The 12,191-nt window shown below is 66.5% G+C and carries 12 protein-coding genes; 1 reads left to right on the top strand and 11 read right to left on the bottom strand.

Annotation, left to right across the window (positions count from 1 at the left end):
* Positions 1-3: 3 nt before the first annotated feature.
* Entirely contained in the window at positions 4-1,383 is a 1,380-nt protein-coding gene (glmU, locus tag KQ303_RS11110) for a bifunctional UDP-N-acetylglucosamine diphosphorylase/glucosamine-1-phosphate N-acetyltransferase GlmU (RefSeq protein WP_259730339.1), read from the top strand.
* On the opposite strand, the gene murF is transcribed toward glmU, so the two are convergent.
* The 11 genes from murF to KQ303_RS11055 form a co-directional block, all read right to left on the bottom strand.
* On the bottom strand, positions 1,347-2,876 hold the full coding sequence (gene murF / locus KQ303_RS11105) for a UDP-N-acetylmuramoyl-tripeptide--D-alanyl-D-alanine ligase (RefSeq protein WP_259730338.1): 1,530 nt from the start codon (positions 2,874-2,876) through the stop codon (positions 1,347-1,349). The two genes, glmU and murF, sit on opposite strands and share 37 nt — an antisense overlap.
* A gap of 4 nt (positions 2,877-2,880) precedes the next feature.
* A complete protein-coding gene (locus KQ303_RS11100; protein WP_259730337.1) occupies positions 2,881-3,777 on the bottom strand; it encodes a hypothetical protein in 897 nt (298 codons plus the stop codon).
* Between the two features lie 67 nt (positions 3,778-3,844).
* Positions 3,845-5,389 (bottom strand): glycogen synthase GlgA, encoded by a 1,545-nt coding sequence (gene glgA, locus KQ303_RS11095; RefSeq protein ID WP_259730336.1) that lies wholly within the window; start codon positions 5,387-5,389, stop codon positions 3,845-3,847.
* A 105-nt stretch (positions 5,390-5,494) separates the two neighbouring features.
* On the bottom strand, positions 5,495-6,130 hold the full coding sequence (locus KQ303_RS11090; RefSeq protein WP_399233555.1) for a L,D-transpeptidase: 636 nt from the start codon (positions 6,128-6,130) through the stop codon (positions 5,495-5,497).
* 561 nt (positions 6,131-6,691) lie between these two features.
* Positions 6,692-7,177, bottom strand: a complete 486-nt coding sequence (locus KQ303_RS11085) for an ATP-binding protein (protein ID WP_259730335.1) — start codon at positions 7,175-7,177, stop codon at positions 6,692-6,694.
* 8 nt (positions 7,178-7,185) lie between these two features.
* Positions 7,186-8,187 carry a sugar transferase gene (locus KQ303_RS11080; protein WP_259730334.1) on the bottom strand — a complete coding sequence of 334 codons (1,002 nt, stop codon included), beginning with the start codon at positions 8,185-8,187 and terminating at the stop codon, positions 7,186-7,188.
* Positions 8,184-8,663 (bottom strand): glycosyltransferase, encoded by a 480-nt coding sequence (locus KQ303_RS11075; protein WP_259730333.1) that lies wholly within the window; start codon positions 8,661-8,663, stop codon positions 8,184-8,186. Before KQ303_RS11075 ends, KQ303_RS11080 begins: the two co-directional genes overlap by 4 nt.
* Positions 8,660-9,115 (bottom strand): PssD/Cps14F family polysaccharide biosynthesis glycosyltransferase, encoded by a 456-nt coding sequence (pssD, locus tag KQ303_RS11070; protein WP_094512885.1) that lies wholly within the window; start codon positions 9,113-9,115, stop codon positions 8,660-8,662. The genes KQ303_RS11075 and pssD overlap by 4 nt, the downstream gene beginning before the upstream one ends.
* Positions 9,112-10,143, bottom strand: a complete 1,032-nt coding sequence (locus tag KQ303_RS11065) for a glycosyltransferase family 2 protein (RefSeq protein WP_259730332.1) — start codon at positions 10,141-10,143, stop codon at positions 9,112-9,114. Before KQ303_RS11065 ends, pssD begins: the two co-directional genes overlap by 4 nt.
* A gap of 40 nt (positions 10,144-10,183) precedes the next feature.
* Positions 10,184-11,134, bottom strand: a complete 951-nt coding sequence (locus KQ303_RS11060) for a glycosyltransferase family 2 protein (protein WP_259730331.1) — start codon at positions 11,132-11,134, stop codon at positions 10,184-10,186.
* Between the two features lie 68 nt (positions 11,135-11,202).
* On the bottom strand, positions 11,203-12,096 hold the full coding sequence (locus tag KQ303_RS11055; protein ID WP_259730330.1) for a glycosyltransferase family 2 protein: 894 nt from the start codon (positions 12,094-12,096) through the stop codon (positions 11,203-11,205).
* Between the last annotated feature and the right edge of the window lie 95 nt (positions 12,097-12,191).

Raw genomic sequence — 12,191 nt, 5'->3', positions numbered from 1 at the left:
CGCATGCTTGCCGTTGCCGTTCTGGCCGCCGGGAAGGGAACCCGCATGCGCAGCGACCTGCCCAAGGTGCTGCAGCCGCTGGCCGGTGCCACGCTGGTGGAGCGGGTGCTCCGCTGCTGCGACAGCCTCGAACCCGATCGGCGCCTGCTGATCGTGGGGCACCAGGCCGAGCGGGTGGAGGCGTCGCTGGCGGCCCACCACGGGCTGGAGTTCGTGCTGCAACAGCCGCAGAACGGCACCGGCCATGCCGTGCAGCAGCTGCTGGAGCCGCTGCAGGGGTTCACGGGTGATCTGCTGGTGCTCAATGGAGATGTGCCGCTGCTGCGTCCGCAAACGCTGCGCGAGCTGCTCGACAGCCACCGGCGCGGTGGCGCCGCCGTGACCCTGCTGACAGCCCGGCTGGAGGATCCGAGCGGCTACGGCCGGGTGTTCGCGGACGAGGATGCACAGGTGAGCGCGATCGTGGAACACCGCGACTGCAATGCCGCCCAGCGGGACAACCCGCTCGTGAACGCCGGCATCTACTGCTTCGACTGGAGCCGCCTGGCGGCGGTGCTGCCCAAGCTCTCCGGCGACAACGACCAGGGCGAGCTCTACCTGACCGACACCGTGGCCCTGCTCGGCTCCGCCCAGCACCTGGAGGTGGAGGACAGCGCCGAGACCAACGGCATCAACGACCGCCTGCAGCTGGCCCAGTGCGAGCAGGTGCTGCAGGAGCGGCTGCGGCGGCACTGGATGGTGGAGGGTGTCACCTTCATCGATCCGGCCAGCTGCACGCTCAGCGACGCCACCCGCTTCGGGCGCGACGTGGTGGTGGAGCCGCAGACCCACCTGCGCGGCGCCTGCCGGATCGGCGATGGCTGCCGGATCGGGCCAGGCTCCCTGCTGGAGAACGCCACACTCGGCAACGGAGTGGAGGTGCTGCTTTCGGTGGTACGCGAGGCCAGCGTCGCTGATGGCTGCGCCATCGGGCCCTACGCCCAGCTGCGGCCCGGTACCGAGTTGGCGGCGGGCTGCCGGGTGGGGAACTTCGTGGAGATCAAGCAGAGCAGGCTGGGCGCCGGCTGCAAGGTGAACCACCTCAGCTACATCGGCGATGCGGAGCTGGGCGAGAACGTGAATGTGGGAGCCGGCACGATCACCGCCAACTACGACGGCGTGCGCAAGCACCGCACCGTGATCGGCGCCGGCAGCAAAACCGGTGCCAATTCCGTGTTGGTGGCCCCGATCCGCCTGGGTGAGGGCGTCACCGTGGGGGCCGGCTCCACCCTTACCCGCGATGTTCCCGCCGGCTCCCTGGCTCTGGGCCGGGCCCGCCAGCTGGTGCGCGAGAACTGGCCGGGGCCTCAGGCCGGCGCCACGCCGGCGGCGCCGGCCAGCTGAGCCGCCAGCAGCGGGATCGCCCGTTCCAGGGCCACGCCGCGGCTGGCCTTGAGCAGCAGTTGATCGCCCGGTTGCAGCCACTCCAGCAGCGCCTGGGCCGCCTCAGCCGGGCTCTGCACGCGGGCCAGCCGCGGCAGGCCGCTGGCCGCCTCCTGCATGGCCGCGCCCGTGGCACCACCATCCACGATCACCAGCCCATCCAGCTGCAGGTCCGCGGCACGGCGTGCCACGGCGCGGTGCAGCGCCTCGCTCTGCTCGCCCAGCTCCAGCATCGTGCCGAGAGCAGCAAAGCGGCGTCCCGGCTGGGCCGCCAGCAGATCGAGGGCCGCCAGCACCGCTTCGGGGGAGGCGTTGTAGGTCTCGTCGAGCACCTGCACAGCGCCGAGCTGCAGACGGCGGCTGCGGCCACCGGGCACCTCCACCTGGAGGGCCTGCAGCTGATCGGCCCGCACGCCGAGCTCCAGGGCCACCGCCAGGGCAAGCAGCAGGTTGCGGGCATTGTGGAGCCCGGGCAGAGGCAGCGGCACCCGAAACTCCGTTGGAGAAGGGTGAGTGGAAGCCTCGCCAGTGGAAGCTCCCTCAGCTGAAGCAACAGGAGCAGGAGCGGCAGCGCCTACAGGAGCAGCAGCGCCTTCAGCAACTCCGGGGCCGGCAAGCAGCTGCAGCCAGGCGCCGCTGGCCGCGCCCGGATCCCCCTCGATCTGGCCGAGCAGGTCGGGTGCGGGCACCGGCAGGCCCACGGCGGCGTCATCGCCTGTGAGCGCCACGCGGCGCACCCGCCCGCTCCACACGGCGCCCAGCGCCTGCTCGAGCAGGGGGTCGCCGGCGGGAATCACCACCAGACCGGCCGGGCTGAGCGCGGCTGTGATCTCACACTTGGCCTGGGCAATGGCTTCACGGCTGCCGAGCCGGCCGATGTGGGCCGTGCCGATGTTGGTGATCACCACCACATCGGGCAGCGCACAGCGGGAGAGCCGCTCGATCTCCCCCAGACCGCGCATGCCCATTTCCACCACCACGGCCGCCTCACTGGGGCTGGCCTTGAGCAGGGTGAGCGGCACGCCCACATCGTTGTTCTCATTGCCGCTGGTGGCCAGCACCGGCCCCAGCGGCGCCAGCACGGCGCGCACCAGTTCGCGGGTGGTGGTCTTGCCGGCGGAACCCGTCACGGCAATCACCGGTGCCGCCAGCGTCTGGCGCCAGGCCCGTGCCAGCTGCTGGTAGGCCAGCTGGGTGTCGTCCACGAGCCAGGCGGGCAGGGAGGCGGGGCGCTCCGCGGCACGCGCGCGCGCGATCAGTGCCGCCAGGGCGCCGCCTTCGGCCGCCTGGGAGAGGAACCGGTGGCCATCGTGCTGTTCACCCGTGAGCGGCACAAACAGATCACCCGGCTGCAGACGCCGGCTATCGGTGCAGACGCGGGGCAGCGGCACAGCGGGATCGAGGGCCGGACCGATGGGGTCGCCCCAGAGCGCCACGAGTTGCTCCAGCCGCATCCGCTCAGCCCCCAGCCTGGTGATCGAGAAGGATCATGCCCCCTCCCACCCAGGCAGGCCGGCCCAGCAGCAGCCCGTCGCCATCGCTGAGCTCCAGGTTGTCGTAGCCAAGGGCGCGGGCCCGCTCCAGCCAGAGGTTCGCCTGCTGCTGGCGCTCCTGAGCGTTGAGCCGATCGAGCCTGGCGTCCAGCTCCAGTTCCAGGGTGCCGCTGGCGGGATGGGGGCGGGCGGCGCGGATCAGCTGCTGCGGGTCCAGGTCGGCCAACAGCTCCAGCACCGGTTCGATCGCCGGCGGGGAGGGTTCGCTCAGGGCTGAATCAGGCGGGGCGGCCCCAGGCGGCGCAGATGACGGCGCAGGTGACGGCGCAGAAGGCGAGCGCGACGGCGGCGGCGCTGTCGACGGCGAAGGGGTGCCGGCTAGGCGTGCTGTCGTGGAGGGTGTGGCTGGTGAAGGAGTGGCAGGGGATCGCGCTCCCCGCCGCTCCCCTGCCGGCTCAGAGGCGACGGTCCGGGAGCTCGGGGAGTCCGTTGAGCCAGCGGCCGGGGAATGGGGGAGGCCGGGAGCCTGGCCGGGATTGCCGGCGGAGGCGATGGGCGGCTGCAAAGGGGCCGCTACGGGGGCAGCAGGGGGAACCGCACGGGGCCCCAGCGCCCTAAGCCCCACCACAACGCCCGTCAGCCCCAGCAGTGCCAGCAGGAGCAACAGCGGCCAGAACAGCGGCGCCAGCGCGCGTGGCCAGAAGCCAGGCACGATCAGATCGGCCTGGCGGTTGCGACGCCACAGTTCCTGCGCCTTCAGGCGCAGGCTGGCGAGCACGGCGCTCAGATCACGGCCGAGGGCACTCCAGGGGCTGGTGTAGAGCGCCGGGAGCTGGGAGCGGCCGGGGTCCGGGTCCGTCATGGGCCAGGTTCAGAAGCAGACGGTGGGATCAGGGCGGATCCGCACGGATCAAGGCAGCTCTACCCGCTCAGCTGTTGCCGCGCCGCAGCAGGGCCGAGAACGGGTTGCGCGACACCGCCGGGATGGGCCGGGGCGCGACCGGAGGACGCTCCGTGAGGGCCGCGCCGTCGGCGAGAGCCGGGTCAGCCTCCTGACCCAACGAGAATTGCTCGACAGCCTCGCGGTTCGGCGAGGGCTCCTTGACGCCCTTCACTTCGCGGTACATCGCGTCGTATTCCAGGGCGGAGCGGGTCCAGCTGTGATCGGCGCGCATGGCTCGCTGCTGCAGTTCCTGCCAGCTGGCGGTGTGCCGATAGGCCTCCCACGAGCGCACGATCGCCGTGTAGAAATCGATCGCTTCATAGCGATCGAAGCAGAAGCCGGTGCCGGTGTGAGTGGCTGGCACGTGGGCCGGCACTGTGTCCACCAGGCCGCCCACCTTGCGCACCACCGGAATGCAGCCATAGCGCATCGCCAGCAGCTGGCTGATGCCGCACGGCTCGAAGCGGCTGGGCATCAGGAAGGCATCGGCGCCGGCATAGATCAGGCGGGAGAGGGCGTCGTCGTAGGTGAGAAACACTGCGAACCGGCCGGGATGGGCGAGGGCCATCTGCCAGAGCCCCGCCTCGTAGTTGCGATCACCGGTACCCAGCACCACGATCTGGCTGTCGGTGTAAGCGAGCACGCGATCGGCCACCTGCAGCAGCAGGTCCACCCCCTTCTGATCCACCAGGCGGCTCACCATGCCCATCACGTAGGTGTCAGGGTCCACCCGCAGGCCCATGCGTTCCTGCAGCATCCGCTTGTTGGTCGCCCGCGGTGCCAGGTCGTCGGCGCTGAAGGTGGCAGGCAGGGTCTTGTCGGTGGCGGGATTCCAGTCGGCGATATCAATGCCGTTGAGGATGCCGCGCAGCTTGCCGCTGATGTAGTTGAGCAGGCCATCGAGGCGCTCGCCATATTCGGGCGTGCGGATCTCCATCGCGTAGGTGGGAGACACCGCATTCACCCGATCGGCGTAGAGCAGGGCCGCCGCCATCGTGTGATCCCCCTGCATGTACCAGGGGCACCAGGTCATGCGGTCGAGTTTCCAGCGCCAGGGGCCCTGATAGCGCAGGTTGTGAATGGTGAAGACCGTGCTGATCTCCGGGTCCTGATGCATCCACACCGGAATCATGCCGGTGTGCCAGTCGTGGCAGTGCAGCACATCCGGCTTCCAGTGGTTCCAGGCGAACTCGGAGATGGCGTTGGCAAAGAAGGTGAAGCGCCAGTCCTCGTCGTCACCGCCGTAGATGCGCTCCGGGTCGAACACCGGATGCCCCACCAGATACAGCGGCAGGCCATTGGTGGGATGGGTGGTGGCATAGATCGCAAACTCCGTGCCCATCGCCCAGCCCCGCCAGATCGGCTCACTGGGAATCGACAGCTGGCTCCAGAGCCGGCCGTAACCAGGAAGAATCAGACGCACGTCGTGGCCGAGTGCGGCAAGGGCCGGGGGAAGCGATCCCACCACATCCCCCATGCCGCCCACCTTCACCATCGGAGCACATTCGGCGGCGGCGAACAGCACACGCATCAGAAGATCCGGTCGGCAGGGCCGAACTCTACGGGGGCTGCCTGACGGGTCTGGCTGATCGGGCTGCCTGAAGCGCCTGCCTGTGTGACCCCGAGGGCATCGGGCTCAGGGCAGCACCGTGACCGAGGTGCCCACCTCCACCAGCTCGAACAGCTCCTGCACGCTTTCGTCGTGAAGGCGCACGCAGCCGTGGGACACCGCCCGGCCCACGGTCCAACGGTGCGGGGTGCCGTGGAAGCCGGTCATCAGACAACCCTGCAGATCCAGCACCTGATCACCGCTGAAGCCGCGGCGGCCCGCACAATCCTTCTGGAAGCCGATCCAGCGGCTGCCGAGCGGGTTAGCGGGCCCCGGGCCGATGCGAGTGCCTTTGGCCGGGTGCTCCCACACCGGATTCTTGTGCATGTTCAACACCTCGAAGCGACCCAGCGGGGTTTCCCAGCCCGGCATGCCCACCGCCACGGGATAGGTGCGGATCAGCTCGCCCGCCTCCAGCACCAGCAGGCGCCGCTGGCGGCGTTGCAGCACCAGATGGCGATCGGGCCGCTGCACCAGTGCCACGGGCACCCCCGTCAGCTGGCTTTGGCTGGAGGAGGCCCTGCTCGACGCACCCGGGGCTGCGAGAGCCGCCGGAGTCGGCAACGAGATGGCCGGCAACAGCAAGGCGGCGGCCAGCAGCAACCCGGCGGCGGGCCGCCAGCGCGACTGGGGCAGGGAGGCGGAGCGGCGGTCCGGATCCACGGTCGGAAGGGCGGACGGCGTGGGCAGGCTCTGCAGGCTAGCCAGCGCAAGGGCCCAAGGGCCTTCCAGGAGTGATGGCCACGCAGAAGGTCAAGCTACGTTGACGCTGGCGATCCGAACGGTGAGGACGGTTGCATCGCATCGCTTCCCTGACGTCTGCCGCTCTGTTCATGGGTCTGGAGATCACGGCTGCATCGCTCGGCTCCCCTGAGCACCACCCCGGAGTTCTCTACAGCTACAAGGACAACACAGTGCCGGCCACCTGCTCGCGGAGCTTCTGGTTGCTGCACAAGAGTAAGAAAGTCTGGTTCAGGTTGGATGACAAGCTCAGGGAGCTCCCCCTGGAGACCGCCTTTTACTACCGAGGCCGGAGAATTCTCTACAGCGGTGATCTGGTGAGTCTTCCGAAGGAGAGCCGGAGGTCACTGGAAGCCACCAGCATCATCTGGGGCCAGCACCTGGCCAATGGTTGGGGGCGGGGACCGGAGGGAACCAATTACTACCTTCACCTCTGGACGCGGTGGTCGATCTTTCAACCTGCCCGATGCCATCCCGAGTCCTTCAGCATGACCCACCGGCCCCTGCATCCGCCGTCAGGGGGTGGCTCAGGCACAGGACATTGATGCCGTCGTCCTCCCTGCAGTAGCTGATCGTCCAGCCATACTCCTTCTGAAGCTTCAGAAACATCACCAGCCCCCAATGGGCCTCCCTGGCCAGGGGGTCCGAACCACTGGCGGCGATCTCGGCTTCCACCCTGACCAGTGCCGACGCCAGATCAAAGGCGTCGCCGTGGTCGACAATCTGAAGGCGCACCAGGCGGCTGCTCCGCTGCAGCGCGAGCTGCACCTGTGGTGGCGACACCAGGTGGGCATGGGCATGGCGCACGGCGTTGGTGAACCCTTCCACAAGAGCCAGCTGGGCCTGCATCCAGACATCGGCCGGCACGTCGGGGTGGCCCAGTCCCTCGAACCAGCTGAGGACAAGCTCAAGCTGATTGAGATCACTGCTGACCGCAAGCTGCCCATCCGGCACGAAATCGGCCGCCATGGGCAGACTCATGCTGCCCCCGAATCCTTGCTGAGCAGCACAAGGAATGTTCTGGCGATCAGTCGGAGGTCGTAGCCAAGACTCCAGTTCTGCTGGTAACGGAGGTCGAGCTTGATCACATCTTCGAAATCACGGATGGAAGAGCGGCCGCTCACCTGCCATTCGCCACTCAGCCCGGGGCGCACATCAAACCGCTGCCAGCTGGGAATGGCGTAGCGACGCACCTCATCCGGGGTGGCTGGCCGTGTGCCGATCAGGCTCATGTCGCCGATCAGCACATTCCAGAACTGGGGCAGTTCATCGAGGCTGGTCTTGCGCAGGATGCGGCCCACTTTGGTGATCCTGGGATCATTGTCGTTCTTGAAGAAGGCGCCCTGGGCCTGGTTCGCCACACTGCCTTTGAGGGTCTCGGCATTGCTCACCATCGAGCGGAATTTCCAGATGCGGAAATGGCGCCCCATCCAGCCGCAGCGCACCTGACTGAACAGAATGGGCCCCGGGCTGTCCAGGCGGATAGCCACGGCCAGGGGCAGGAACAGCAGCGCCGTGACCCCCAGTCCGAGGAGCGCGCCACAGATGTCCATGAACCGCTTGATGCCGGAGCGCACCGAAGGGTGGGTGAGGGGGGGGCGCAGGTCCTCGACGTGGGAGAGCTGGGGGAGCAGGCCCTCGGAATGGGCCGCCACCGGCAACACCTTCTCCAGTCCCGTCAGCTGCAGGGCCAGGAACACCTGCCGGTGCAGGCTCCAGGCACAGAGGGGAACGGCCCGCTCCTGGACGGCCTTGATGGCGCCGACCAGGGCACCGATGCCGCTGCTGTCGATGCTGGCCGTCCTGCCGAAATCCAGGATCACTTCGCGCAGGTCCTCCACCTCCTCAAGCCAGCCGCAGAAACCGGCGCGGAAAGCCACGGCCTCAGTGACGGTCAGCCGAGTGGGCAGCTGGAGAATCAGCACCCCGTTCTGAACGGTTCTGACCACAGTCGCGTTGGGGGAAGGGTGAGCCGTCATGCCGGAGAAAAGTGGCTCTGCAGACTGCGACACAGGGACTGGGCGGAGCTATCGGTCACGTCGCTGATTGAGGTCTTGAAAGGCGCCAGAAGAAAGCGAACCAGATCGCCCGGGCTCCAGGCGATCGGCACCCCCATTTTCGTCAGCGCCAGGGCGAGTTCCACCTGATGATCATCCACATGCTCCTGGTAACGCACACTGCGGGGAACAAGAATGAAGGGCTGCTGCATCTCATCGAGCAACAGCACCGTGCCCTCTCCGCAGTGGGCAATCACCACCCGGGCCCTCTGCACGAGGGCCCCAAACGACTCCTCCTTCAACAGCCGATACACGGTGGTGCCACTGGGGAGAAACGTACAGGTGCCGTATTGAACGACGATCTCTTCATCGATGAGCTCGTGTTGGATCAGCAGCTCCACCCACTGCATCAGCCGATTGAAGGGGAACTGCTCTGTTCCGACACTGACGAGAATCATGATCCGAGCTTGCCCTGGACAAGTTCGGCCCGGGGATAGCGACGCTGCAGCTGGGGCCAGTGCACATAGAGGATGTCCAGGAAGGGTCGCACCAGCCGCGCCGACAGGCTGAGCGTCTCAATGCGGGTCACGGACTCGATGAACACGGTCTTGCATCGAAACAGCTTACCGAGAAGAAGAAAGGGCACAGCCACACCGGCGCCGGTGGAAAGAATCACGTCTGGCTGCTCTCTGCGGATCACCTGCAACGCCAGCCCCAGGTTGCGCAGCAGATTCGGCAGGTTGCGATTCGTGGGGCTGTGGGCCCAGAGCACCTGTTCATCGGCCAGGGCCGTTTCCGTCGTGGGCGTTCGAAACGTGACCCAGAGATGGGGATGGCGCCCCCAGAAATCGGCCAGCTGCTGCAGCGCCTTGAAATGCCCCCCTGAAGAGCAGACCAGCAGGATCTTCATCGGCTCAGTTCCCCACGCATGCGCCGCTGCTGACTGGCCCCCGTGGAGCGCAGCATCAGACCCTCCAGCCAGCGATAGGGAGCCTCCGGCAACAGCCGCAGCAGGTAGGCGGCCAGCAGCGTGATCAAGGTACGTCGCGGTTCCTCGAGCAGCACCCTCCAGTCGGTGGCGAGGGATTGGTGCAGCAGACGCACGGCCAGGGCGCCGTCCCGCTGGCGGGTGGCCCGGCGGGCCAGATAGCGCAGCTGATAGGCGCGGGCCCTGGAGCCCCATTGGGCGACGAAATCGGGGTGGGTGGCTTTGGTCTTGAGCAGAACCCGCTCCCAGGAGGCGTACTGCTTCATCAGATTGGCCGAGAGTCCGCCGTCGCTGATGCGGTAGAGCGTCAGTGCCTCGGGGATTCCCTCGATCCGCCATTGGGTCTGCAGCGCAATCCGCAGCCAGCACTCAATGTCTTCGGACTGTCGAAAGGTGTCGTCAAAGTAGAAGTCTTCCACTTCGCCATAGAGATTCGCCTCAAAGCGAATGGCGTCAAAGACGTCTCGGCGGATGACCACAGCTGAGCCATTGCCGATCGGATTGCGGCAGAAGACGATCTCCGGCGTGATGTCCTGCAGCCTCGGCATCTGGTAGATCCCGATCGGCCTGGAGCTCTCATCGATGAATCCGGAGCGGGAAAAGCTGACACCCACCTCCGGCCGCGCTTGCAGATGGACCACATGCCGCTCCACCTTGGTGGGAAGCCACAGATCGTCGCTGTCCAGAAATCCGAGGAACTCCCCTTTGGCCTGCCGGATGCCCGTGTTCCGCGCCCCGGCCAGACCCCGGTTCTGCTGATGCACCACCCGAACGCGCCCGTCCCCATACCGCTGGCAGATCGCCACCCCGTCATCGGTGGAGCCATCGTTCACCACCAGGATCTCCAGGTTGGGGTAGGTCTGGCTCAGAACGGATTCCAGGCTTTCCCTCACCGTGGCGGCGGAGTTGTAGAGCGGCATCACCACTGAGACCAGAGGGGATTGGCTCATGTCAGTGCGCTCACAAGCAGAGGGGCATTAGCGAGGGTCATCATGGCCGTGCCTCGTCGTGGCGGCCACCCAGGCGGCGGAAGGGGGCCAGCAGCTGTCGGGCGAAGACGGCCAAGGCCGTGAGCACGGTACGGCGCGGCTCCCGCAGCAGGATCCGCCAATCCGAGCGCAAGGAGCGCAGCATGAAATCGGTGCCGATGGCGGGGGCTCCTCCGAGGCGCAGGGAGCGTCGGGCCAGGTAGCGCAGGTGGATGGCCTGGGCCGTGGCGAAGTGGTTCGCCACCAGCTCAGGCGCATAGCGACGGGCTTCCTGGATCAGCCGCAGCCAGCCTTGCTCCATGCGCTGCAGGCTTGAGGAGAGTCCCCCGGCCGAGGTGCGGTAGCCGGTGAGCACCTGGGGCAATCCGGCGATCTGCCAGCGGCCATCGCAGGCCACCCGCAGCAGCCATTCCAGATCTTCCGAATAACTCATGTCGGCGACGAATCCGCCCACTGCGTCGAACACCTGCCGCCGCAGCACCCAGTTCGACGTGGTGTTGGTGGGGTTCTCACAGAGAAAATCCACAGGCCGATGTGATTCCCGGGGCAGGGCCGCCAGCAGGCCGGTGGGTGTTCCCCCAGGGGACAGGAACGCGATACGGGCGAAACTCACGCCGACATGAGGATGGTTGGCTTGGTACTCCACATGCAGGCGCAGTTTGTCGACATGCCAGAGGTCATCGGCATCGAGAAAGGCGATCAGGGGCGCACGGCTGAGGGCCACCCCGCGATTGCGGGCGATCGAGACCCCCGCGTTGGGCTGGCTTACCAGGTGCACCCGGGGATCGTCCCCGAACAGGCGCGACACGATGGCGAGGCTGTCGTCGGTGGATCCGTCATCAACAGCGATGAGTTCCCAGTTGCTCAGGCTCTGGTTCTGCACGGAGCGCAGGGTTTGCTCGATGTGTGGCGCCGCGTTGTAGATCGGTACCACCACGGAAATGGCCGGCACGTCCAGTTGTTCAGGGTCTGGAACCACCGCAGCGGTCCCGTGGTGATGAAGGTCCACCATCGTGGCGGCTACGACGTATGGCTGGAGCGGTGGCCACCCAGAAGACGACGCAGGACGTCCCTGATCCGTCCCATCAGGGTGATCCGGATCATCCGCAGGCGTTTGGCGTAGTAATCGAACTGGTTGATGATGGGCGGCTGACCCTCCTGGAAGTGGTTCAGCTGGCGCGCAGGCAGCAACTTGGATGTCCAGTCGACGGAGTCGATATGGCGAAACTGTTCGTGGCCGTAGCGGGCCTGAAGCTTCTCCTTGATCTGGTCAGGCGTGCGGTAGGGATAGTGGCGATTGTAGAGACGCTTCGAGCAGGCTTTGGTGAGTCCGTTGGGCCACTGTGGGGCAACCGCTTCGTTCCAGGGCTGATGGGGCTGATTGCGGAAGAAGCGGTACTCTCGCCAATTGGCCGAGTAGTACAGGCGTCGTTCGGTGATGGGACGGTTGGTTTCAAGCTGCTCAGCCGCCCAATTCTTGTAATCGGCATCCGTGTAGTAGAACTGAAGATTCCAGGCCGTCACGAAATCGGCTTTTTCACGGTTTGCCATGGCCAGCACCTCTCTGGGATCCCCTTCGAGGAACTCATCGCCATCGAGCCGTAGCCACCAATCCTGATCAGCCAGTTCGTGGTTGTATTTGTTGTAGACGACCGAGCGCATCCCATCGCGAAATGGGATCAGGAGCTGGTCGTCGATCACAATCGCCGGATAGTGCTGTGCCAGGGCATTCACGGTTTCCCAGGTTCCATCGGTACTGCCGTTGTCGAGAACGAAGATCCGATCACAGAACGTCAGCGCATGAATCAGACAATCCGCAATGACGTCGCCCTCATTCTTGATCAGACAGATGGCGTAGATCTTCACGCGTGAATCGGGCGGGCGGACGGTACGGCTTGGTCCGATGGCACCCATGGCACCACCGACGTGACCCGGGACTGGGGCGGGGCGAGCGAAGCTTGAAAAGTTTTCATCACCCTAACCGCGCGCTGGCAACGGCCTCCTCGGGG

The organism is Synechococcus sp. CS-1333 (genome assembly GCF_025128015.1).
Lineage (GTDB): Bacteria > Cyanobacteriota > Cyanobacteriia > PCC-6307 > Cyanobiaceae > MW101C3.
This window is presented reverse-complemented; position numbering and strand designations above follow the sequence as displayed.